Origin of the sequence: Actinokineospora auranticolor (assembly GCF_002934265.1) — a bacterium.
Classification (GTDB): Bacteria; Actinomycetota; Actinomycetes; order Mycobacteriales; family Pseudonocardiaceae; genus Actinokineospora; species Actinokineospora auranticolor.
Map to the genome: position 1 here is coordinate 22,825 of NZ_PTIX01000009.1, position 22,998 is coordinate 45,822.

The 22,998-nt window shown below is 72.2% G+C and carries 21 protein-coding genes and 1 pseudogene; 14 read left to right on the plus strand and 8 right to left on the minus strand.

The window, feature by feature from the left end:
- Nucleotides 1–17: 17 nt before the first annotated feature.
- The 5 genes and pseudogenes from CLV40_RS17620 to CLV40_RS17635 form a co-directional block, all read right to left on the minus strand.
- Nucleotides 18–1,279, minus strand: a pseudogene (locus CLV40_RS17620) (MFS transporter).
- A 320-nt stretch (nucleotides 1,280–1,599) separates the two neighbouring features.
- Entirely contained in the window at nucleotides 1,600–2,631 is a 1,032-nt protein-coding gene (locus CLV40_RS38090) for a transcriptional regulator (RefSeq protein WP_181043569.1), read from the minus strand.
- A 31-nt stretch (nucleotides 2,632–2,662) separates the two neighbouring features.
- Complete coding sequence (locus CLV40_RS17630) at nucleotides 2,663–2,854, minus strand: hypothetical protein (RefSeq protein ID WP_104480033.1); 192 nt, start codon at nucleotides 2,852–2,854, stop codon at nucleotides 2,663–2,665.
- Nucleotides 2,854–3,288 carry a molybdopterin dinucleotide binding domain-containing protein gene (locus tag CLV40_RS40785; RefSeq protein WP_374066539.1) on the minus strand — a complete coding sequence of 145 codons (435 nt, stop codon included), beginning with the start codon at nucleotides 3,286–3,288 and terminating at the stop codon, nucleotides 2,854–2,856. The genes CLV40_RS17630 and CLV40_RS40785 overlap by 1 nt, the downstream gene beginning before the upstream one ends.
- Nucleotides 3,237–4,964: a molybdopterin-dependent oxidoreductase gene (locus CLV40_RS17635; RefSeq protein WP_374065068.1), complete on the minus strand. Its 1,728-nt coding sequence runs from the start codon at nucleotides 4,962–4,964 to the stop codon at nucleotides 3,237–3,239. Before CLV40_RS17635 ends, CLV40_RS40785 begins: the two co-directional genes overlap by 52 nt.
- Before the next feature lie 109 nt (nucleotides 4,965–5,073).
- Between CLV40_RS17635 and CLV40_RS17640 the strand changes: the two genes are divergently transcribed.
- Together CLV40_RS17640 and CLV40_RS17645 are read left to right on the plus strand one after the other, a co-directional pair.
- Nucleotides 5,074–5,886 (plus strand): PfkB family carbohydrate kinase, encoded by an 813-nt coding sequence (locus CLV40_RS17640; RefSeq protein ID WP_181043570.1) that lies wholly within the window; start codon nucleotides 5,074–5,076, stop codon nucleotides 5,884–5,886.
- A 72-nt stretch (nucleotides 5,887–5,958) separates the two neighbouring features.
- Complete coding sequence (locus CLV40_RS17645) at nucleotides 5,959–7,167, plus strand: PP2C family protein-serine/threonine phosphatase (protein WP_104480034.1); 1,209 nt, start codon at nucleotides 5,959–5,961, stop codon at nucleotides 7,165–7,167.
- Nucleotides 7,168–7,172: 5 nt separating this feature from the next.
- Here CLV40_RS17645 and CLV40_RS17650 read toward each other — a convergent pair whose 3' ends face one another.
- Together CLV40_RS17650 and CLV40_RS17655 are read right to left on the minus strand one after the other, a co-directional pair.
- The gene (locus CLV40_RS17650) at nucleotides 7,173–7,802 is read right to left on the minus strand and encodes an SMI1/KNR4 family protein (RefSeq protein ID WP_104480035.1); all 630 of its coding nucleotides are present in this window, start codon (nucleotides 7,800–7,802) and stop codon (nucleotides 7,173–7,175) included.
- A 19-nt stretch (nucleotides 7,803–7,821) separates the two neighbouring features.
- Entirely contained in the window at nucleotides 7,822–8,682 is an 861-nt protein-coding gene (locus tag CLV40_RS17655) for a LysR substrate-binding domain-containing protein (RefSeq protein WP_104480036.1), read from the minus strand.
- A gap of 376 nt (nucleotides 8,683–9,058) precedes the next feature.
- On the opposite strand from CLV40_RS17655, the gene CLV40_RS17660 reads away from it, so the two are divergent.
- The 12 genes from CLV40_RS17660 (at nucleotide 9,059) to CLV40_RS17715 (ending at nucleotide 22,460) form a co-directional block, all read left to right on the plus strand.
- Nucleotides 9,059–10,414 (plus strand): LLM class flavin-dependent oxidoreductase, encoded by a 1,356-nt coding sequence (locus tag CLV40_RS17660; RefSeq protein ID WP_104480037.1) that lies wholly within the window; start codon nucleotides 9,059–9,061, stop codon nucleotides 10,412–10,414.
- 32 nt (nucleotides 10,415–10,446) lie between these two features.
- A complete protein-coding gene (locus tag CLV40_RS17665; RefSeq protein ID WP_104480038.1) occupies nucleotides 10,447–11,976 on the plus strand; it encodes an ABC transporter substrate-binding protein in 1,530 nt (509 codons plus the stop codon).
- Complete coding sequence (locus tag CLV40_RS17670) at nucleotides 11,966–12,955, plus strand: ABC transporter permease (RefSeq protein ID WP_104480039.1); 990 nt, start codon at nucleotides 11,966–11,968, stop codon at nucleotides 12,953–12,955. The genes CLV40_RS17665 and CLV40_RS17670 overlap by 11 nt, the downstream gene beginning before the upstream one ends.
- Before the next feature lie 3 nt (nucleotides 12,956–12,958).
- A complete protein-coding gene (locus CLV40_RS17675) occupies nucleotides 12,959–13,822 on the plus strand; it encodes an ABC transporter permease (RefSeq protein WP_104480040.1) in 864 nt (287 codons plus the stop codon).
- On the plus strand, nucleotides 13,819–14,667 hold the full coding sequence (locus CLV40_RS17680; RefSeq protein WP_104480041.1) for an ABC transporter ATP-binding protein: 849 nt from the start codon (nucleotides 13,819–13,821) through the stop codon (nucleotides 14,665–14,667). Before CLV40_RS17675 ends, CLV40_RS17680 begins: the two co-directional genes overlap by 4 nt.
- Nucleotides 14,664–15,482: an ABC transporter ATP-binding protein gene (locus CLV40_RS17685; protein ID WP_104480042.1), complete on the plus strand. Its 819-nt coding sequence runs from the start codon at nucleotides 14,664–14,666 to the stop codon at nucleotides 15,480–15,482. The genes CLV40_RS17680 and CLV40_RS17685 overlap by 4 nt, the downstream gene beginning before the upstream one ends.
- A 14-nt stretch (nucleotides 15,483–15,496) precedes the next feature.
- Nucleotides 15,497–16,825 (plus strand): NtaA/DmoA family FMN-dependent monooxygenase, encoded by a 1,329-nt coding sequence (locus CLV40_RS17690; RefSeq protein WP_104480043.1) that lies wholly within the window; start codon nucleotides 15,497–15,499, stop codon nucleotides 16,823–16,825.
- Entirely contained in the window at nucleotides 16,822–18,504 is a 1,683-nt protein-coding gene (locus tag CLV40_RS17695; RefSeq protein ID WP_104480044.1) for an FAD-dependent oxidoreductase, read from the plus strand. Before CLV40_RS17690 ends, CLV40_RS17695 begins: the two co-directional genes overlap by 4 nt.
- Nucleotides 18,501–19,511 (plus strand): LLM class flavin-dependent oxidoreductase, encoded by a 1,011-nt coding sequence (locus CLV40_RS17700; RefSeq protein ID WP_104480045.1) that lies wholly within the window; start codon nucleotides 18,501–18,503, stop codon nucleotides 19,509–19,511. The genes CLV40_RS17695 and CLV40_RS17700 overlap by 4 nt, the downstream gene beginning before the upstream one ends.
- Nucleotides 19,508–20,218: an alpha/beta fold hydrolase domain-containing protein gene (locus CLV40_RS17705; RefSeq protein WP_104480046.1), complete on the plus strand. Its 711-nt coding sequence runs from the start codon at nucleotides 19,508–19,510 to the stop codon at nucleotides 20,216–20,218. The genes CLV40_RS17700 and CLV40_RS17705 overlap by 4 nt, the downstream gene beginning before the upstream one ends.
- Nucleotides 20,219–20,284: 66 nt before the next feature.
- On the plus strand, nucleotides 20,285–20,881 hold the full coding sequence (locus CLV40_RS17710; RefSeq protein WP_104480047.1) for an acyl-CoA-like ligand-binding transcription factor: 597 nt from the start codon (nucleotides 20,285–20,287) through the stop codon (nucleotides 20,879–20,881).
- 64 nt (nucleotides 20,882–20,945) lie between these two features.
- Nucleotides 20,946–22,460 carry an FAD-dependent monooxygenase gene (locus CLV40_RS17715; RefSeq protein ID WP_104480048.1) on the plus strand — a complete coding sequence of 505 codons (1,515 nt, stop codon included), beginning with the start codon at nucleotides 20,946–20,948 and terminating at the stop codon, nucleotides 22,458–22,460.
- Here the strand turns inward: CLV40_RS17715 and CLV40_RS17720 are convergent.
- Nucleotides 22,429–22,947 (minus strand): hypothetical protein, encoded by a 519-nt coding sequence (locus CLV40_RS17720; RefSeq protein ID WP_146108087.1) that lies wholly within the window; start codon nucleotides 22,945–22,947, stop codon nucleotides 22,429–22,431. The genes CLV40_RS17715 and CLV40_RS17720 overlap by 32 nt on opposite strands.
- Nucleotides 22,948–22,998 lie beyond the last annotated feature (51 nt).

The following is a 22,998-nucleotide window of genomic DNA, read 5'->3' on the forward strand; positions in this document are numbered from 1 at the left end:
GGTGCCTTCCGTGGAACCTAGTCGGTGCGCTGTGCCGGGATGAACCGGCGCACGGCGGTCAGGGTGAACAGCAGGGTGAGCGCCGCCACGACGGCCAGAGCGGCGAGTCCGACGGCGTACGAGCTGAAGGCGCCGTAGAGCGCGCCCATGACCAGGGGCGGCACGAACCCGCCGAGACCGCCTGCGGCGCCGACCACACCGGTGACCGAGCCGACCTTGTCGGCCGGGGTCACCAGCGCGACCAGGGCGAACACCGCGCCGCTACCCGCACCGAGCGCGGCGGCCATGGTCAGGAAGGCGATCGTGGCGCCGGGCATCAGGCCCGGGGTGAACGCCTGCGCCGCCGCGCCCGCCGTGACCACCGCGAACGCGGTGGCGAGCACGCGGATCGGGCCGACGCGGTCCGACAGCCAGCCGCCGACCGGGCGCATCACGACGGCGAGCAGCACGAACCCGGCCATCCGGTTGGCCGCGTCGGACTGGGTGAGGCCGTACGAGGTCTTGAGGTAGGCGGGCAGGTAGACCGAGAAGGCGACGTACCCGCCGAACGCGACGGCGTAGAGCAGGGACGCCTGCCAGGTCGCGGCCAGCCTGGCGGTCGCGGCGAGGCGCTGGGCCAGCGGCGCGGTGGGCACGGCGCGGCCGGGGGCGTCGCGGAGGACGGCGGCGGCGAGCAGGGCGTAGGCGAGCAGCACGACGGCGGTCACCAGGAACGGGGTCTGGATGTCACCCGCGTCGACCAGGGGCACTGTGGTGAGCGCGCTGATGGCGGTACCGCCCATGCCCGCGCCGAACACGCCGATCGCGAAGCCGCGGCGGGCGGGCGGGAACCAGGCGTTGACGAACGGCACGCCGACGGCGAACGCCGTGCCGCCGTGCCGAGGAAGAAGCCGCCGACCAGCAGGGCCGCCAGGGAACCGTGGCCCCACCAGCCGAGGAACAGCACGGGCACGATGGTGGCGGCGGACACGATCGGGAACATGACCCGGCCGCCGAAGCGGTCGGTCAGCGCGCCCACCGGGATGCGCCCCAGCGAGCCGACCACGACCGGCACCGCGACGAGCAGCGCCTGCTGGAAGGCCGAGAGCCCGAGGGAGTCCTTGAACCGGGGGCCGAGCGGGCTCAGCAGCGCCCACGCCCAGAAGTTGACGGCGAACCCGAGGGTCGCCACAGTCAACATGGCCGCGCGCCTGCCCGCCGTCGGCTCACCCGCCCGCGGCTCGACCGGGTGCTTTCCCCCGGTGCCGCACTTCCCCTTCGTACCGTGCGTCGAGGTCATCGTCCCCGCCTGTCGTCCACGTCCTGCCGTCCCACCCGCCCGGGCGGACTCGCTCCGATCCCATCCGAACAAACCCGATGGGCCGCGCCGCCGCCACAGCAGAACCGGGTGAGGTTCCCGATCCGGTGAACCGGAACGGCCGTTGGCGTGGCGAACACCCTGTCGGGGTGAATCCGTCCCACGGCGCCCGGGATGGGTTTGTCGGCGCGCCGTGGTCACGCGCCAGCGATCGACCCCGCGCGGGTCGGGGTCGAGAGGACCAAGGGCGCGACGACCGTGGACCTAGGTCGGCTGCCTCCACTCTCGACAGCCCCTGGGGCTCAGGCGAGCAGGGTGTCCCGGTGCGCCCAGGCGAGGGCGAGGAGGGCGGCGCCCGCGGCCTGGGTGGGTTCGTGGTGGACGAACCGGGTGATGGTGTCCTCGGTGAAGGGTTGGGCGTCGAGGACGCGGCCCTCGTCGTTGGTGTCGACGGGGGTGCCGAACAGGTCGTCGAAGACCTCGGCGTCGATGGCGGCGACGGTGAGCAGGTCGGTGGCCAGGGTCAGGGGGTCGACGCCCATACCGAGGCAGGTGACGCGGACCCGGGTGCCGAGTTCGCCGGTCAGGCGGGCGGCGAAGGGCCACCGGTCGTAGTCGGTGGGGGCGGTCTCGGGGGTGCCGAGCAGCTCCTCGGAGAACTCGCGGACCACGCAGCGCCACAGGGAGAAGTCGGCGCGGTCGTCGGCGGCGGGTTGGAAGACGCCGACGGGGACGACCTGGTAGAGCCCACCCGCGTGCCCGACGCGCTTCGGGTCGCGCCAGTGCAGGTAGAGGTCGGCGGTCCCGGCGTGCCGGTCGACGCGGAGGGTGAGGGTGCTGATGGCGACGTTGGTGGGGCGCCGGGTCGGGTCGCAGGGTGCGCCGATGGCGTCGCGGAGGTCGAGGGCGTCGACGAGGCCGAGGCGGCGGGCGGCGTACTCGTGGGCGCAGGCCTCACCGAAGTCGATGCCGTCGAAGTAGGTGCCCGCGCCGAAGTCCACGCGGGGGACGCTGAGGTCGGCGTCGAGGAGGCGGTAGGTGGCGCGGTTCTGGAAGACGGCCGGGGCGGCGAGGGCGGCCATGGCGGACGAGTAGGTCCGGTGTGGTTCGGGGAGGGCGGCCGGTGGGGCGGCGAACCGGGTGGACCCGCCTCGGTGGAGGGTGATGGCGGTGAGCTGCACGGGCTCGGGCGGGAGCCAGGACGGGGTCGTGAGCAGCGGCGTTCCGGCGACCGTCGGTGTGTCCGGGTACTCGGCGACGGCGTCGACGGCCAGGGTGTGGCGGTGCTCGGCGAGGTAGGCGCGGACGGCGAGCCAGTCGTCGGCGGTCGGCATGGCACTCCCCCGGTCGGTTCCCGTGGGGAGGCTACTTGCCGCCGCCGTGCGCCGCCCAGAGGTGCAGGACGATGACGATCGTGAGGGCCGCGCACCAGAGCGCCACGCACCAGGGGGCGCGGTGGGTGGCGACCGCGACGACGCCGAGGACCAGGAAGGCCGTCAAGCCCACCGCGGTGAGGAACGAGACCGCGCTGGGCGGGTGCTCGCGCGTCGTGGGCATCAGCGGGCCGACCGGTCGGGTGCGGCTCGGCACCGCGCGAGGGCGGCGGCGGATGCCTTGAAAAGTGGCTGTTTGGACACCGGGTCCCAGTCGGTGCGGGTCAGTTCGTTGCCCGCCCGGTGGCCGTTGCCGTCCGGGTCGTCCCAGTACCCGTAGTGGAACGGGACGAACAGGACACCCTGGCGGATCCCGCCGATGCGGGCCTTGGCTCGGATCGCCCCGCGCGGAGAGCGGATCTCGACCAGGTCGCCCTCGGCGAGGTCGTGCTCCCGGGCGTCCCCGACGGCCACCTCGACCCACATCTCGGGTGCGGCGGCGTTCAACTCGGGGGCGCGACCGGTCTTGGTGCGGGTGTGGAACTGGTAGACGGTCCGACCGGTGATCAGGGCAAACGGGTAGTCGGGGGCTCGGGTGCGGTTGTGTAGTCGGCGGATTTGATGAGGGCCCGACCGGCGGGGTCGTTCGCGCGGTAAGCAGCTTCGTCGACCGGGTCACCGGTCATGAGGTCGTGGCCGTATGTCTCGCAGTAGTCCGGTTCGGTGGGGAACCGGCCGTCGCGGTAGAGGCGCTCGGTGCCGTCGGGGTTGTCGGTGTCGCGGGGCCACTGTACGCCACCGCGCTCTTCGAGCAGGTCGTAGCTCAGGCCGGTGTAGTCACAGGGCCGTCCGGCGCTAGCCGCTTGCCAGGCCCGGTACGCGGACTCCCCGTCGCGCCAGGGCGGGAACGGGGCACCCGATCGGTCGCGCAGGTCCATCCGCCTGGCGTAATCGAGGAAGATGTCCACATCGGAGCGTGCCTGTCCCGGCGGCTCGACGGCCTTGCGGGACAGGTGCACGGTGCGGTCGGCGTTGGTGAAGACCCCGGTCTTCTCGCCCCACGCCGCGGCGGGGAGGACCACGTCCGCCAGTTCCGCGGTCTCGGTGCGGAAGATGTCCTGGACGACCGGGAAAAGGCTTTCCCGGCGGAGGATTCCCCGCACCCGGGCGAGGTCCGGCAGCGAAACGGCCGGGTTGGTGGCGCTGACCCACAGCATCCGCAACTCGCCTTCCTCGGCGAGGTCGAGCATCTTCATGGCGTGCGTCGGCGGACCGCCGTGCGGGATGTGCCGGACGTCGAGGTTCCACAGCCGGGCGAGGTCGGCCACGTGTTCCTCGTTGGCCCATTCGGCCGAGAGACCGCAGATCCGCGCCGTTGTGTCCGGTGTGTACGGTTCAACGCGGTTGACCAGGTCGTCGAATCCCCTGGTGTGGCCGGTGATGTAGGCGCGATCGATCCAGTCGTTCGCGATGACCTCGCGCAGGAGACCGTTCATCAGGGCCACGTTCGTCCCCGGCAGCGGGGCGAGGTGGACCGTCGCCGCGCGGGCCACCGGGGTTTCCCTCGGGTCGACGCACACGATGGCGGGCGGGTTGGGACCCGCGAGCCGGTCGAGCATCCTGGTCCACAGCACGACCTGTGTCTCGGCCACGTTGTGTCCGAACAGGGCGATCACGTCGGCGTGGTCGACGTCGGAGTAGCTGCCCGGCTGGCCGTCCGCGCCGAAGGACTCCTTCAGCGCGGCCGCGGCGGTGGCGGTGCACAGCCGGGTGTTGCCGTCGAGGTGGTTGGTGCCGATGGCGCCGTGGACGATCGCGGCGAGGGTGTAGTAGGCCTCGCAGAACAGCTGCCCGCTGGTGTAGAAGCCCAGCGCGTCGGGGCCGTGGTCGGCGACCAACCGCTTGCTGTGGGCGGCGACGCGGCCCATGGCCTCGTCCCAGCCGCACTCGACCAAGCGGCCGTCGACGCGGACGGGCGGGGTGGTCAGCCGGTCGGGCGAGTTGTTCGCCTGCCAGCCGTAGAGGTCTTTGGGGTCGAGCCTGCCGTGGTTGACGCGATCGTCAGCCCGCCCTCGGACACCGACGATCGCCCCGTCCTTGACAGCGATGTCCAGTCCGTCCCCGTTCGAGTGCAGCACGGCCGCGCTCGGCACCCACGCCTCGACGTCCGCCACCGCCACCCCGTCGGCCAGGTGGTGGTCGACCCTGACAGGCCAGGGCTGTCCGGGGCCGTACGGGGTTCGCGCACCCCAGGGGTTGCTGATCCGACCGGGAAAGTGCCTGGTGGCGTTCACCCGCGCTCGCGTACCCACCCGCGCGCGCCCGCAAACGACTCTGCGGAGGTGGACGCCCGCGAGTCGATCACGTGGTGTACCCGGTGGTGCGCGCGGGTATGGCGTTGGTGTGGAGAACATCGCGGTTGTGGGGCAGGTGGCGAGGGACCTGGTGTTGCTGGTCCCCCACCTGCCGGAGGAGGGTTCGTCGGTGCCGGTGCGCGAGCGCCGGGAACTGCCCGGTGGGCAGGGGTTCGGCGTCGCCTCGGCGGCCGGGCGGCTCGGTGCCCGGGCGACGCTGGTCGGGGTCGTCGGCGGCGACACCGTGGGCGATTGGCTGGTCGAAAAGGCCAGATCCGATGGTATCCGCGTCGATCACGTGGTGCGCCGGGAGGACAGTCTGAGCGCGCTCGTCGTCAACGTGGTCGACGACGACGAGCGGTGGCGGTGTCTGGAGGACGTGCCGGACGGGACGCTGGTGACGCCTGGTGACGTGAGCGCGGCGGGTGACGCGCTATCCCGGGCCGACGCCGTTGTCGTGCAGCTGCGGCAACCTGCCGAGACCGCGTTGGCGGCCGCCGGGTGCGCGAACGGGCTCGTGGTGCTCGACGGCGCCCCCAGCGGGTACCGGGACCGGATCCTGGCCGCGGCCGACGTGGTGCGGCTGAACCGGCACGACGCCGAGTCGCTCGGCGGACGAACCGTCGACAGCGTCGCGGCGGCGGCTCGGGTGGCGGGCGAGGTACTGGCTCGGGGACCGCGGTTGGTCGCGGTGACGGCTCCCGAGGCGACCGTGTTCGCACACCCGGATGGTGCCGTCGTTGCGCCGCTGCACGGTGACGAGAGCGAGTTCCTCGCCGCGCTGACGCTTACCACGCTTCGTGGTCTGCCCGTGGAGGAAGCCGCGCACGTGGCGGTCCGGGCGGGTGCGCGCGCGGCCTGATGCTCGGACTGGCGCTTCGACGGCCGAGGCGCACGGGCGCGTCGTCGGTGGCGGGTGGATAGGCTGCGCGACGTGCCCCAGACCTCCGGTCCGACCGACCGCGTGCGCGTGTTGGAAGCGATCACCGACGTCGAGCTGCGCCACCTGGAACCGGAGGAGTCGCTGCGGGTCCTGCTGGGGCGGGTGCGTGATCTGTTCGAGGTGGACACCGCCACGATCCTGTTGTACGACGCGGACACCGAGCGGTTGACGGTGCGCGCGGCGGTGGGTGTCGAGGAGGAGATCCGGCACGGGGTGACGGTCAACCTCGGCGCGGGCTTCTCCGGTCGGGTCGCGGCCACACGGCTGCCGGTGGTGCTGGACCGGGTCGACGCGACGACCGTGGTCAGCCCGTTCCTGTGGCGCAAGGGGCTGAAGGCCCTGTTGGGCGTGCCGATCCTGGCGCGGGACGAGCTGATCGGCGTGCTGCACATCGGTTCCCTGTCCGCGCGGCGGTTCACCGAGGCGGACACGCGGCTGCTGGTGCTGGTCGCCGACCGGATCGCGCTGGCCATCCAGGCGGAGCGCAGCGGCGCCGAGCGCGCCGCGACGACGGCGTTGCAGCGCAGCCTGCTGCCCGGCCGGTTCCCGGCGGTGCCCGGTCTGCGCTTCGCGGCCCGCTACGTGCCCGGCGCCGCGACCGGGCTGGGCGGCGACTGGTACGACGTCTTCGAACTCCGCGACGGGCGGGTCGGGATCGTCATCGGCGACGTGGCCGGGCACGGGCTCGCCGCGGCGGTCGTGATGGGCCGCCTGCGGAGCGCGCTGCGGGCGTACGCCCTGGAGTACGACGCGCCCGGGGAGGTGCTGGCCAAGCTGCACGGCAAGGTGTCGCACTTCGAGAAGCGCAGCCTGGCCACGGTGACCTACGGCATCATCGACGTCCCGCGCCTGCGCATCACCCTGTCGTCGGCGGGCCACCCGCCGCCGGTCTTGGCGCTGCCGGGCCGGGAGTCGGCGCTGGTCCCGCTGCCCCCGGACATCCCGGTCGGCCTCGGTCTGCGCGGCGCGCGCCGCGACACGGTGGTCGACCTCGTCCCGGGCGCGGTGCTCGCCTTCTACACCGACGGCCTCGTCGAGCGCCGCGACCGCGCCATCGACCCGGCCCTCACCCGCCTCGCCGCCGCCGTCACCCCCGACGACCCCGCCGCGGTGTGCGCCCAGGTCATGGACGCGCTGCTCGACAACGCCCCCGGCCGCGACGACATCGCGCTGCTGGTCGCCCAGGTCACGGCAGACTAGGCGGCCTACCAGACCCTCGGGCCGGGCGCGGTGCGCATCCGCGCCCACTCGGCCGCGCGGAACGGGACGTACCGGGGTGTCGACGCGGGCTCGCGCGCGGGAAGCGCGTCCGGTTCGTCGTAGTTGGGCGCGAGGAGCCTGCTCCAGATGTCGCCGGTGACGTACCCGGCCAGGAACTCGAGCGTGCCGACGGCGAAGCGCTCCAGGACCGGGTCGTCGTCGTGGACGCGCCAGACGCTGGCGTTGGACACGACCACGGTCCACCCGCCGGGCTCCTGCGACCACAGCACCACGGGCCGGACCGCCCAGGCCCACGGGATCAGCCCGCCCGGTTCGGGGAACACCGGGTCGGGGACGTCGTCGGGGTGGTCGTCGCGCCACTCGCGCAGCTCGTCCATCTCCAGTGCGAACTGGTTCCCGTAGTCCGGTATGCCGTAGACCAGCTGGGGCGGGTGGACGGCGATGCCCTCGCCGTACGGGCTCAGGAACTTGCCGGGCGGGAACACCCGGAGCAGGTGCTTGTACTCCTCCGGTAGCGCGACCCCCATCAGCTGCTCGACCGCGTCCCATTCGGTGGTCTCGGGGGACGCGCCGCGCCACCCGCACAGCTTCGCCAACTCGTCCACGTCGCGCACCCGGCCATGGTCGCGCGGGTCAGGCGCCGCGGGCCAAGGGGGTGGCCAAGAGGTCGCGGAGGCTGGTGGTGGCGTGCCAGGTGACGGCGGGGTCGAGGTCTTGGCGGCGCCAGAGGGTGAGGGGCAGCGGAGGCGGTGGCGGGAGGTCGCCGCGGTGGACCAGACCTTCGGGGGTGGTGCCGAGAGTGGCGAGCGCGGCGACGCCGAGACCCGCGGCGGTAGCGGCGTGCACTCCCGCGAGCTGGTTGGCCTCGGCGCCCATCTCGGCCGGGATCCGGTGCCGCGCCAGGGTTTCCAGCGCGGCGGTGCGCAGCGCGCACGGGCTGTCGAAGGCGACGACGGGAACCGGGCCCGCGGGGCGCGACCACCCCTCGGCCGCGTACCAGGTCAGTTCCAGCTCGCCGACCGGTGTCGCGCGCGGGTCGTCGGCGGCGCCGAGCAGCAGGGCCAGATCGATGCGGCCGGTGCTCAGCGCCTCCCGCAGCGCCGTGCCGCGGTCGAGCCGGTAGCGGACGCGGTGGTCCGGGAGCGACCGCTCCAGCGCAGCGGTGAGCAGCGGCAGCAGCTGCGCGGCGGCGTGCTCGGTCGAGCCGATGACGATCACCTCGCCCGCCTCGACGCCGAAGGTGCGCAGGGACTCGTCGTGCAGGGCGAGGATGCGGCGGGCGTAGCCGAGCAGGTGGGTGCCGTCGGTGGTGAAGCGGGAGCGGCGGCCGTCGCGCTCGACGAGGCGGCGGCCGGTGGCGGCCTCCAGCCTGCGCACGTGCTGGCTGACCGCGGCCTGGCTGAGGTGCAGGTGCGTGGCGGCCCGCTGGAAGCCACCGCGGTCGGCGACCGCGACCAGGCTGCGCAACGGCACGATGTCCAGAACCTTCTCCATGGCACCGGAAGCTACCCGAGCACCCATCACGAACCGTGATGTATCCGCATCATGAAACGTCGTTGGACAACCCCAGCTCAGAGGGGTCATGCTCGGGTCCATGAACCAGACCCCCGACGAGATGGGCGCACCGCTCACCTGCCGTCGCTGGCTGGTCTGTAACACCTCTCCCACCACCCACCCCCTCTTCCCCACCCGGCACCGTCCCCGACCTGGCGCGCCAATCGCCGCGATCGTGCACACGAACTGTTAGGCGCGATTCACCTCAGCCTGGTTCGCAGCACCATCGCCGCCGCCCACACGGGTTTCGGTACTCCGGCAACACGCCTGTCTCCACGGCGCGCATTCCACCTATTCCTATCGAGAATGGATCACCATGTCCCGTCGCACCCTGAAACTGGGCGCCGTCCTCCTCGGGGTCGGCGGGCCGGGCCAGCACCGGACCTGGCTCGACCCCGAGATCCCCGCCGACGCCAGCGTCGACATCGACTGGTACCTCGCCCGCGCCGAGGAGGCGGAGGCGGCGAAGTTCGACCTGGTGTTCATCGTGGACAGCCAGTTCATCACCGAGAACTCCCCCAACCACTACCTGAGCAGGCTCGAACCGCTCACGCTGTTGTCCGCGCTCGCCGTCCACACCAGACACATCGGTCTAGTCGGTACGGCCACCACGTCGTACAACGAGCCGTTCAACCTGGCCCGCCGCCTCTACTCGCTCGACCACATCAGCGGCGGTCGTGCGGGGTGGAACGTGGTGACCAGCGGCGACGCGGGCACGGCGGGCAACTACAGCCGCGACGAGCACTACGACTACGCCACCCGCTACGGCCGCGCGCTCGAACACGTCCGGGTCGCCCAGGGCCTCTGGGATTCCTACGAGGCCGACGCGTTCCCCCGCGACCGCGCCACCGAGGTCTTCCTCGACCCCGCCAAGCAGCACGCCTTGAACCACAAGGGCGAGCACTTCTCCGTCGTCGGACCGCTCAACCTCGAACGCTCGCCGCAGGGCCAACCGGTCATCTTCCAGGCCGGGGACTCCGAGGAGGGCCGGGACCTCGGGGCGAGCATCGCCGAGGTCATCTTCACCCACGCCCAGACCCTCGAACAGGCCAAGGCGTTCCGCACCGAACTGCGTGAGCGGGCCGCCGCGAAGGGCCGCGACCCGGAGCACGTGCTGATCCTGCCCGGTATCCGGTTGGTCATCGCCGACACGGACGAGGAGGCACGGGCCAAAGAGGACGCGTTGCTCGGTGGCCGCAGCTTCGACCGCGCGCTCAAGGAACTCGGCCGTCCGTTCGGCTGGCACGACTTCACCCAGTACGAACTCGACGCGCCGTTCCCGGACGTCGCCTCGCTCGGCGAGCGCAGCTTCCGCACCCAGGCCGAGGGCATCACCAAGTTGGCCAAGGACAACGGTTTCACGCTCCGCCAACTGGTCGAGCACCTGAGCGAGTCCGCCCGTTCGCCGTTCGTCGGCTCGCCGACCACCGTGGCCGACACCATCCAGCACTGGTTCGAGGAAGGCGGGTTCGACGGGATCAACGTGACCGTCAACGCGCCCAGCGAGTTCGCCCGCTTCACCGACCAGGTCCTCCCGATCCTGCGCGAACGCGGAGTCGTGCGCAGCGAATACGAGTCCACCACCCTCCGGGGCAACCTCGGCCTGCCGATCCCCGAGAACCGCCACACCGCAGCCAGACGCCCGCAGCCAGAGCCCGCGCTCGTCCCGTGACCGCGGCGACCACACCGAAGGAAAGACAGCACATGCGTTCGCACCGCACCGCCCGCCACCGCCTCGCCGCCGCGGGGTTCGCCGTCCTGTTCGCCGCCACCCTCACCGCGTGCGGGAGCAGCGGGGCGTCCACCGGGTCCACCGGCCCCGCCGCGCTGAAGTGGGCGTCGTCGTACTTCCCCACGCACTGGGACCCGGTGGTCAGCGGCAGCGGCGCGCAGTTCCGCGAGCTCGCCCTGGTCTACGCGTCGCTGACCCGCACCGACGAGACCGGCAAGGCCGTACCGGACCTGGCCGCGAGCTGGGAGTACAACACCGCGGGCGACCAGGTCACCTTCCACCTGCGGCCCGGGTTGAAGTTCTCCGACGGCGAGCCGGTGGACGCCGCGGCGGTCAAGGCCGCGATCGAGCGCGCCAAGACGCAGAAGAACTCGGCGCTGTTCGGCGACCTCACCTCGATCAAGGAGGTCACCGCGACCGGCCTCGACGTGGTGGTGGCGCTGTCGCAGGTGGACCACCAGATCCCGCAGCTGCTGGGCCAGCGCGTGCTGCAGGTGGCCAGCCCGAAGGCCGCGGCAGACCCGGCGAAGCTGGACCAGAACCCGATCGGCGCAGGCCCGTTCACCATCACCCAACTGGTCCCGGGCACGAAGGCGGTGCTGAAGAAGAACCCGGACTACTGGGACGCGGCGAACATCCACATCGACACCGTGGAACTCGTCTCGGCGCCGGATTCCTCCACGGTCGTCTCCGGTTTGCAGACCGGGGTCTACAACTTCGCCGACATCGTGCCCGCGCAGGCGGACGCGGCGAAGAAGGCCGGGCTCGACGTGTTCGTGCAGCCGGGCTTCAACGCCGCCAACATCAGCCTGAACGTGAACAAGGCGCCGTTCGACAACCCGAAGGTCGTCGACGCGGTGCGGCACGCGGTCAACCGCGAGGAGTTCGTGGACAAGCTGTCCTTCGGCTACGGCGAGGCGACCGACCAGCCGTTCCCGGAGGGCTACATCGCCTACGACAAGCAGTCGAAGGACAAGTACCCGTACGACCCGGAGAAGGCCAGGCGGCTGCTGGCCGAGGCGGGCGTCAAGGCCGGTGACATCAAGCTGGACCTGGTGATCCCGGACGCGCAGCCCGCCGCCGAGATCGTGCAGTCGCAGCTCGCCGCGGTCGGCATCACGCTGAACATCAAGGTGGACAAGAACTGGTCGAAGCCGTTCTTCGCCAAGCAGCTCACCCTCTCCCTCTACGGCACCACCGGCCGCGACTCCGCGGTGCAGACGTTGACCGCCCACTTCGGACCGAACGGGCCGCTGAACCTCAGTTCCCCCTACGAGCCCGAGGGCTTCGAGGCCGCGGTGAAGAAGGTGCGTGAGACTCCGCTGGAAGCGCCGGGGTACCCGGAGGTCCTGCGGGCCGCCACGCGCGCCGGGCTGGAGAGCCGGGCGCTGGTGTTCACCTACGCCGCGCCGAACCTGATCGCCAAGAGCAAGACGATCTCGGCGCTGCCGAAGAACCCCGCGCACATCGACTGGACGGGGGTGACGATCAGTGGCCGGTGACCTGGCCCGCGGTCGGGCCGGGGTGGGCGGGCTGCTGTCCGCCCTGGGCCGCTCCGTCGCCATCTTCGTCCCCGTGTTCTTCGTGGCGACCTTCGTGACGTTCGCGTTGCGCGCGATGAGCGGCCTGTCCCCCGCGCGGCTGCAACTGGGCGAGGACGCGACCCCGGAGGCGATCGCGAACATCGAGAGCCAGTGGGGTCTGGACCGGCCGTTCCTCACGCAGTACTGGGACTGGTTCACCGACGTGCTGCACGGGCAGTTCGGGACGAGCTGGGTCAACGGCGCGGACGTGGCCACGCTGATCGGCCTCGGGCTCGGGGTGAGCCTGTCGATCGCGCTCGTCGCGCTCGTGCTGGGCACGCTGATCGGGTTCACGCTCGGCACGGTCGCCGCGCTGCGCCGCACGACGTGGGTGGACCGGGCGATCACCGGGTTCGTCACGGTTGTGTCGGTGATGCCCGCGTTCGTGGTCGGCATCGTGCTGGTGGAGATCTTCGCCGTCGGGCTGGATCTGTTGCCTTCCGGCGGGTACGTCCCCGCGACCGAGGGCTTCGGCCTCTGGCTGGCGCACATCATCCTGCCCGCGCTGGCGTTGAGCTTCGACGTGGTGGCCGACGTGGCCCGGCAACTGCGCACCGGGCTGGTGTCGGCGTACCGGGAGAACTACGTGGTGGGGGCGGTGGTGCGGGGGCTGAGCCCGCGGCGGGTCTTCTTCCGGCACGTGCTGCGCAACGGCATCGGACCGGCGCTGGCGACGCTGGGGATCAAGTTCCCGTCGCTGGTCGGCGCGTCCGTGGTCACCGAGTGGATCTTCGGGTTGCAGGGCTTCGGCCGGTTCGCCAACGACTCCGCGCAAGCGGGTGACGTCCCCGCGGTGCAGGGGGTGCTGGTGGTGTCGGTGGCGCTGGTCGTGACGTTCAACCTGATCGTCAACGTGGTGCTGGGCCGGGTCGCGCCCGCGTCGCTGAGGGGGGTGTGACCCGTGGTGCGCCGTGTGCTCTCCCTCGCCTCGGGCCGGATCTCGGTCGTGATCCTGGCCGCGATCGCGCTGCTGGCGATCTTCGGCCCACTGCTCGCGCCGCAGGACCCGTTGGCCACCAGCTCGGACACGCTCGCCGGGGTGTCCGGTTCGCACTGGCTCGGCACGGACTACCTGGGGCGTGACGTGTTCAGTCGACTCCTGGACGGTTCGCGGGCCAGCGTTGTCGGAGCGCTGGAGGTGGCGCTGATGGCGTTGGTCGTCGGTGCGATTCCCGGTATCCTGTCCGTATACCTGGGACGGGTGTTCGAGTGGGTGACGCTGCGGTTGGCGGACACGCTGATCGCGTTGCCGTTCCTGCTTTTTGCGGTCGCGGTGACCGCGTTGCTGGGCAACGGCATCACACAAGCCATGTTCGTGACCGGCGCGCTCGTGTCGCCGCTGTTCTACCGGGTCGCACGAGCCGCGACGCTGGCGGTGGCGCGGTCGCAGTACGTGGAGGCGGCACTGATCTCGGGCGCGTCGCTGGGCTGGGTCATCCGGCGGCACGTGTGGGTCAAGGTGCTGCCGCCGATCGCGGTCGCGCTGGCGCAAACGCTTGGCACCGGGTTCATCATCGTGTCGAGCCTGTCGTTCCTCGGGATCGGAGTGCAGCCGCCCGCGCCGACCTGGGGTGGCTTGCTGGCCTCGGACCTGGGCTACCTCAGCTACCAGCCGTGGGCGCCGTTCGCGCCCGCGCTGCTGATCATGGCGACCGTATGGGCCAGCAACCTGTTGGCCGACGCGATCCGGGACGTCTCGGGTGAGGCCGGGCGGGCGTTGTTCGCGGACCGGAAGACCAGGCAACCGGTGGGAGGTGCGGTGTGACGGCGTTGACCGAGATCCCGGTGGAGACCACAGTGGACCCGGTGCTCGCGGTCCGTGATGTCCGGATCCGCGGGCAGGTGGACGGGCGGGAGATCGTCAAGGGGGTGAGTTTCACGCTCGCGCCCGGGAAGGTCGTCGGCATCGTCGGCGAGTCCGGCAGCGGCAAGACCATGACGTGCCGGGCCGTGCTGGGCATCCTGCCGCCCCGGTTCGAGGTGGCCGACGGGGCGATCCACGTGGCGGGCCAGGACGTGTCGGCGTTGAGCCAGGCGGAGCTGACGGAGCTGCGCGGGTCGACGATCAGCGCCGTGTTCCAAGACCCGGCGTCGTACCTGAACCCGTCGATCCCGGTGGGCAAGCAGGTCGCCGAGGTCGTCAAGGTGAAGAAGGGGTTCGGGCGGCGGGCGGCCCGGCAGCGGGCGCTGGAGCTGCTGGCGGCGGTGCGCCTGCGCGACCCGGAACTGGTGTACGGGCAGTACGCCCACGAGCTGTCCGGCGGGATGCTGCAACGGGTCCTGATCGCGGCGGCCATCGCGGCCGACCCCCGGGTGCTCATCGCCGACGAGGCGACGACCGCGCTGGACGTGACCGTGCAGGCGGAGATCCTCGACCTGCTGGCGGATCTGCGGGACGACTCCGGGCTGGCGCTCGTCGTGGTGTCGCACGACCTGGCCGTGGTCGCGCAGCTGTGCGACGAGGTGCTGGTGATGCGCGACGGCGAGGTCGTCGAGCAGGGGCCGACCTCGCGGGTGCTCTACCAGCCCGAGCACGAGTACACGCGGCTGCTCATCAGCGAGCACGAGCAGTACGGGCTCGACAGGTTCCTCGCGCGGGAGGGTTCGTGAGCGTCCTTGAGGTGACCGGCCTCGATGTCCACTACGGACTCCGGAGGCACCGTCGGCAAGCGCTTGCGGGCGCCTCGCTGACCGTCGAACCCGGCGAGATCGTCGGCCTGATCGGGGAAACCGGCTCGGGGAAGTCGACGTTCGCCCGGGCCGTGCTGGGCCTGGTGCGGCCGTCCGCCGGGCGGATCGTGGTCGACGGAGAGGACGTCAGCGGCCACCGCGACCGCCAGTGGCGCGCGCTGCGGCGGCGCGGCGTGCTCCAGTACGTGTTCCAGGACCCGCTGCGCAGCCTCGATCCCGATCTCACCATCGCCGACTCGTTGCTGGAACCACTGCTGCTCAAGGGGATTCCGCGGGTGGAGGCGGTGGAGCGCGCCCGCGGGTACCTGCCCCGGGTGCGCCTCGACGAGGAGTTGTTGCCCCGCTTGCCGGGTGAGTTGTCCGGCGGGCAGCGGCAGCGCGTGGCGGTGGCCCGGGCGCTGATCACCGAGCCCAAGCTGGTGATCCTCGACGAGCCGGTCAGCGCGCTGGACGCGGCCAACCGCGTGCAGGTACTGGAGATCCTCAAGGACCTGCGCGATACCGGCATCGCGCTCGTGTTCATCTCCCACGACCTCGGCTCGGTCGCCGGGATCGCCGACCGCGTCGCCGTGCTCTACCAGGGCTCGGTCGTCGAGGTCGGCCCGGCGCGCGACGTGATCGCCGCCCCCGAGCACCCCTACACCAAGCTGCTCGTCGGTTCCGCGCCGACGCTGCGCATGGCCGCCGCCGGGCGAGCCGAGCGCGAGGCGCTGCGCGCGCTGCTCAACGCCTGAAAGGGTAACCCCACATGACCCGCAAGATCCACCTCGCGCTGCACCCGTACGGAGTGGGCGGCCCCGGCCAGCACGGGCTCTGGAAGGACCCGAGCGTCGCCAAGAACGCCAGCATCGACATCAACTACTACATCCAGCAGGCGCGAGCGGCCGAGCACGCGCTGTTCGACGCGCTGTTCATCGTGGACAGCCAGTTCATCAACGCCACCTACCCGGCGCACTACCTCAACCGGCTGGAGCCGCTGACGCTGCTGTCCGCGGTCGCCACGCACACCCGGCACATCGGGTTGGTCGGCACCGCGAGTTCCACCTACAACTCGCCGTTCAACCTGGCCCGCCGGTTCGGCTCGCTCGACCACATCAGCGGCGGCCGGGCGGGCTGGAACGTGGTGACCAGCTTCGACACCGGAACCAGCCGCAACTACGGCCTGGAGGAGCACCTGGACTACACGACCCGCTACGGCCGGGCGCTGGAGTCGGTGCGGGTCGTGCGGGGCCTGTGGGACTCCTACGAGGACGACGCGTTCCCGGCCGACGTCGAGCGCGGGGTGTTCCTCGACCCGTCGAAGCTGCACGCGCTCAACCACGAGGGCGAGCACTTCCGGGTCGACGGCCCGCTGAACCTGTCCCGGTCGCCGCAGGGGCAGCCGGTGATCTTCCAGGCCGGGGTCTCCGAGGAGGGCCGCGACCTCGCCGCCCAGGTGGCCGAGGGCATCTACGCGCCGGGCGGTTCGCTGGCGGACGCCCACGCGTACTACACCGACATCAAGACCCGCACCGCGGCGGCGGGCCGCGACCCCGAGCACATCAAGATCTTCATCCACGGCGGCCCGGTCGTGCGCGGCACCGACGAGGCGGCGCGGCGGCGGGCGGCCGAGATCCTCGACGAGGACAACGACTTCGACCGCAACGTGGGCCTGCTCGGGCGCGCGTTCGGTGCGCACGACTTCAGCCGGTACGACCTCGACGCGCCGTTCCCGGACGTGGCCCACCTGGCGGAGAAGGGCGGCCGGACCGGCGCGGCGAAGATCATCGACAGGGCGCGGGCGGAGAACCTGACGCTGCGGCAGGTGGTGGAGTCGTTCAGCGAACGCCGGACCTCGCCGTTCGTCGGCGCGCCGGGCACGGTCGCGGACACGATCGCGGACTGGTTCGCCGCCGGGACCTTCGACGGGATCAACCTGGCGTTCCGCAACAACGAGGACCTGAACTGGTTCGTCGACGGCGTGGTGCCGCTGTTGCAGGAGCGGGGCCTGTTCCGCACCGAGTACGAGTCGGACACGCTGCGCGGCAACCTCGGTCTGCCGATCCCGGCCAACCGCAACTCGCTGGTGCGCGCGTGACCTCGGCGACGGGTGGGCGAGATGTCCACAACGTACGGTTCCCGGTCGGTACGCCGCCGGAGCGGGTCGACGTGCTGGTCGTCGGCGCCGGTCCGGTGGGGCTGTCGGCGGCGCTGGAGCTGAGCGGTCGCGGCGTCGAGGTGGCCGTGGTCGACCGGGCCGAGGGCGCGACGCTGGTGCGGGCCGGGGCGATGGGGCACACGCCGCGCGTGGTCGAGCACTTCCGGCGGTGGGGCGTGCTGCAGTCGGTCCGCCGGGAGTGGACCTTCCCGCCGGAGTGGAACCAGGGGATCCGCCTGGTGACGTCCCTGGTGGGGCACGAGTTGGCGCCGAACCGGCGGCCGTCGTTCACCGGTGCCCGGGTCTCGTCCGAGGAGGCGCTGCGCAGGCCGCAGAGCGCGGTGCAGCAGGTGTTCCTGCGCCACCTCGACCAGCGCGGGGTGCGGGTCGTGGGCGGGTGGCGGCTGACCGGGCTGCGGCAGGACGCCGACGGCGTCGACGCGGTGTTCGAGGACGGCCGGGTGGTCCGGGCGCGGTACGTGATCGGCGCGGACGGCGGGCGCAGCGCGGTCCGCGAACTCGTGGGGATCGCCAGGGAAGGCGAGCGGGCGCGGGAGAAGCGGCTGCGGTTGATCGTGCGCACCGGCGACATCGCCGACCGCGTCGGCCCGGCGCCGAGCGGCACGAACATCGTCTTCAACGAGCGGGCGGACGGGTTCCTGGCGGCGGTCAGCACGCGTGACTGGCGGGTGTACGCGGGTCCGTTCCCGCTCCACCACGAGCCGTCGGAAGCAGAACTGCTGGCGACGGCCCAGGCCGCGTTCGGGTTCGACCTGGACCTGGAACTGGTGTCCGCCACGACCTTCTACCACGCCACCCGCATCGCCGAGACCTTCCGGGCGGGCCGGGTGCTGCTCGCGGGCGACGCCGCGCACGTGCGGACTCCCGGCGGGAACCTGGGTGAGGGCTTCGGGGACGTGGTCAACCTCGGCTGGAAACTCGCCGCGGTGCTCGCGGACCAGGCTCCGGAGTCCCTTTTGGACTCGTACGACCAGGAGCGGCGCAGGCACAACTGGCGGGTCGCCGACTACGCGCTGGCGCGGTCGCGGCGGTCCCAGGCGACGCTGTCGGCGATCCGCGCGCTCGGCGTCCCCGACGACGCGGACCTCGGCTCGGACGCCGAACGCAGGCGCGCCGAGATCCGCGCGCTGATCGGCGCGAACCGCACCGGGTCCGACGGCGTCACCTTCGACGAGCGCTACGACGAGTCGTCGGCGATCTGGTACGACGACGACCCGGGCGCCCCGTGGCGCGCCGACCGCTACGTGGACGACCCGCGTCCCGGGCACCGGGCGCCCAACGGTCTGGTGGACCCCTACGGCGACACCCTCTACGACCGCGTCGGCGACGACTTCGCGCTGCTCGTGCTCACCGAGGACCGCGCGGTCGAGCACGACTTCGCCGCCGCGGCCGCCGCCCGGTCGCTGCCGCTCACGGTCATCCACCTGACCGACCCGTCGGCCCGGGACCTCTACGGCACGGGCAACTTCTTGATCCGCCCGGACCAGCACGTCGCCTGGCGCGGCACGGTCCTGCCGGACGGCGGCGCGGCCGCGGTCCTCGACCGGGTCGTCGGTGCGCGGCGGGCAGCCCTGGCCGCGGCGGGAGGCGAGCGATGAGCCCGCGGTTCCGGCTGGGGTTCCTGTCGCACGTGCAGGGCCGCGGCGAGGACCCGAAGCAGGCCTACCGCGACGCGCAGGAGTTGTTCGTGGTGGCCGACGAACTCGGGTTCGACGTCGGCTGGGTGGCCCAGCACCACGTGCCGCTCGCCGGTGGCGGGTTGCCGTCGCCGTGGCCGTTCCTAACGCACGCGGCGGCCCGCACCCGGCGGATCCGGCTCGGCACGGCGATCACCGTCCTCCCACTGGAGGACCCGGTCCGGTTGGCGGAGGACATCTCCGTGGTCGACGCGCTCAGCGGTGGGCGGGTCGAGGTCGGGGTCGGCAGCGGCGGCAGCGACGTGGAGTACGCGGCGTTCGGCCGGGACGTCGCGCGCAGGCGCGAGCTGACGACCGAGGGCCTGGCGGTCCTGCGCGCGGCGCTGTCCAACCAGGAGGTCGGCGCGGCGGGCTTCACCATCCAGCCGCCCGCCGACGACTTCACCGACCGGATCTGGCAGGGCGTGTTCAGCGGCACCGGCGCGGCGCACGCGGCGGCGGCCGGGTCGAACCTGCTGCTCAACCGCGCCGCGTACGGCTACGACGAGCCCACCGACGAAGTGCAGCGACCGTGGGCCGACGCGTACCTCGCCGCCTGGCGCGAACCCCGGACACCCCGGATCGGCCTGTCGCGGTTCGTGTTCCCCGCCAAGGACAGGCGGACCGCGCTCGCGCAGATCGGCGACGACGTGCACCGGGCCGCCCTCCGCTTCGGCGAGCGCGGCGGGTTCCCGGCCGGGCTGGGCGTCGACGAGGCGCTGCGCCGGTTCCACTCGTTCTACGGCCACCCCGACGAGATCGTCTCCGCCCTGCGCGCGGAGCGGGTGCTGCCCGTGGCCACCGACCTGATCACCCAGTTCAACCCCGCCATCCCGGACCAGGACGCCGCGGTCCGGGCACTCGAACTCATCGCGACCGAGGTCGCCCCCGCGCTGGGCTGGAAGCCCCGGGAAGGAGCCGTGACATGAGCCGTCACACCGATTTCGCCGCCCCGGAGGGGGTCCGCGTCCGCGGCGCGGTTGTCGTCGTCCCCGGTCGCGGTGAGACGCAGGCAACCTACGCCCGCCTCGGCAGGCGCCTGGCCGCCGACGCCTACCAGGTCCGGGTGATCGACCCGGCGTCCCTCGACGACGCGGTGGCCGACGCGGCCGACCTCCCCCGCCCGCTGGTCCTGCTCGGCGCGGACTCCGGTGCCGCCGCGATCGCGGCGCTACTGGAAGCGCACGACTCGACCGCCCCGTGGTGGCCGGAGGCGGTGGTCCTCGCCGGGCTCCCCGGTCGCGCGGCCGGCCTGGAAGGCGGCTGGGACACGGAGTTGGACGCCCGCACGTCCTGCCCGGTCCACCGCGAGACGCTCACGAGCGACCCGGCCGTCGAGCGGGGTGCACTCGGCACCGCACTGCCGGACGACCTCGTCGCCCCCGCGTACCACCCCACCACCGACATCCCGCGCCTGGTGCTGGTCGGCGACGCCGACCCGCTCGCCGACCGGGCCGCGTTGGCCACCGCTGTCAAGGCCCTCCCGAGGGCGCGCCTGTCGGTGGTCCACGGCGCGCACCACGACGTCCTCAACGACCGCCAGCACCGCTCGGTGGCCGCGGAGATCGTGGCGTTCCTGGAGACCGTGGGCAACGACCTGGTCCCGGTGATCACCGTGGCGGCGGGCACCTGGTGACGACCGACGCCAAACTTTCCGAGCCGGCAACTTTGCAAGCTCGGAAAGTTTGGCTACATTGAGGGCATGGCCGATGAGGGGTTGCGGGAGCGCAAGAAGCGGGAGACGCGGCTGGCGCTGAGCCACGCGACGATCCAGCTGGCGCTGGCCAACGGGCTCGAAGCGGTGACGGTGTCGGAGATTGCCGCCGCCGTCGACGTGTCCGAGCGGACGTTCCGCAACTACTTCGGCAGCAAGGCCGAGGCGGTGGTCGCCGCGCACGTGGAGCGCGGGTGGCGGATCGCCGAGGCGGTGCTGGCGCGGCCCGCAGGCGAACCGCTGTGGGACGCGGTGACCCACGCGGTCGTCGCGCAGTTCGAGCCATCCGGCGAACCCACCGGTGACGGGCGGCCCGAGGGCTTGCAACGGCTGCTCGCGGAACCGTCCGTGCAGCACGAGGTGTTCCGCGCCCACGCGCAGGCGCAGGACCGGTTGACCGCCGCCATCGCCGAGCGAACCGGGACCGCCGCCGAGGACCTGTACCCGCGCACGGTGGCGGCCGTGGTCAGCGCCGGACTCGGCGTGGCGATGGCGCAGTGGACGCAAGACCCCGCCCGGTCGCTCGTCTCGCTGCTGCGCGAGGTCTTCGACGGCATCCGCGCGGGCCTGCCCGACCCCCGGTAGCCCCAGCACCCGACCGCGCCCGCTCGACGGGGCCGTTCGGCGTGCCCGAAAACGGAGGAACACCATGGACGTCATCGTCGTCGGCGCCGGGCCCAACGGTCTCACGCTCGCCTGCGAACTGGCGCTCGGCGGAGTGCGACCGGTGGTGCTGGACCGCCTGGCCGAGCCCAGCCGCGAGCCCCGGTCGAACGGGCTGGTGGGGCAGGTGGTGCGCATGGTCGACCGGCGGGGGCTGTTCGAGCGGCTCAGCGGGCAACCGGGTCCACCGCGGCCCAACAACGGCTACTTCATGTTCGGCGCGATGCCGCTCAACCTGGGTCTCCTCGCGGACAGCCCGCTGTTCACCCTCCCGATCCCCGAGCTGGAAACCGTGCGGGTGTTGGAAGAACGCGCACGGGAACTCGGCGCCGACATCCGGCGCGAGCACGAGGTCACCGGCCTGACTCAAGACGAAGACGGCGTCACCCTGACCGTCAATTGTCCGAAAGGGACACACGAGCTGCGGGCCCGGTACGTGGTCGGCGCCGACAGCGCGCACAGCCCGGTCCGCAAGGCGGCGGGCATCGGCTTTCCCGGCGTCACCCATGACCGCACCAGCAACCGAACCGCGCACGTCAGCCTGCCACCCGACTGGATCGACCCGACCACCGGCGCGCTGATCGTCCCAGGCCACTCCCCCGTCCAACCATTCCTCCCCATTCGCACCCCACACGGCGGCTTCTCGTACGCGCCCCTGCCCGGCAAGCCGCCGCTGGTCTCGACCGTCGAGTGGGACGAACCGCCGACCGACGCGCCGATGTCCCTCGACGAACTGCGCGCCAGCGCCGGCCGGGTGCTGGGCGTCGAGGTCCACCTGGGCCCACCCGACGGCGACGGCCCCCACGTCCTGCGGCGGATCAACGGCGGCAACACGCGGATCGCCGAGCGGTACCGGGACGGACGGGTGTTCCTGGTCGGCGACGCGGCGCACGTCTTCGGCGCGGGCGGCACGGGACTCAACCTCGGCATGCAGGACGCGATCAACCTCGGCTGGAAGCTCGCCGCCACCCTGCGCGGTGGCGCCGACATCCTCGACACGTACGAGTCCGAGCGCCGCCCGTGCGCGGACCGGACCGTCACCCACTCGCGGACCGTGGCCGCCCTGATGTCCCCCGGAGACGACGTCACCGGCCTGCGAGGCGTGTTCGGGGAGCTGCTGACCCAGCCGTCGGTCGTCGAGACCCTGGCGAACCTGGTCGCGGGCTCGGACGTCCGCTACCCCGTCCCCGACAACGCGCACCCGCTCGCGGGGTGGCCCGCCCCGGACCTGACCCTGAACACTCCACAAGGGACTGTCACGACCACCGAACTGGCTCGCGAAGCGCGCCCCGTTCTCCTCGATCTCACCGGAACCCTGGACGCGAAGGGCATCGACACCATCCACGCCACCGCGAACACCGACATCACCGCCCTGCTGCTGCGCCCCGATTCCTACGTGGCCTGGGCGTCAACCGATCCCGAGCCCGACCAAGCGGCTCTGACGGAGGTCGTCGAACGGTGGTTCGGCGTCACGCCGACCCGCCCTCAAGGTGACACGTGAGCCTGGCAACCTCCACGCGGAGCCCAGACGGAACGCGCTTGGCCAGGCGGGTGAGCCAGCGGAGGGCGTCTTCGAGTCGGGCCGTCTGTCCCGCCTCGGCGTACGCGCGAGCGAGGTGAACCAGCGCCTCCGCCCAGTCGGCCATGGGTTTGCCCGCCACCGAGCGCAACGCGCGCACCTCCAGCCCGAGTGCGATGGCAACGGCACCCCCGGATTCCCTCTGGCGCACCAACAGTTCCTTGACCGTCGCCGCCTCGAACTCCCCGTTGTCGAACTCGAACAACCCCAACCGCGCGTAGGCGGCGGCAAGCCTGGCGAAGTCGGCGTGCGCGGCGTTGAACCGGGCCTCCAGCATCGCGTTGCCGACCGCCGCCCACCTCCCGAAGCGTGTCAGCGACGCTGACCGGCCCACATCGCGCTCCGCCCGCAACTCGTCCAACAAGGCGCGGTGCTCACCGCAGTAGTGCGCCACAACCACGCCTCCCACCAGCGCGTCGGTACGACCGCCCGCGATCCACGACCTTGGCACCGACCACGC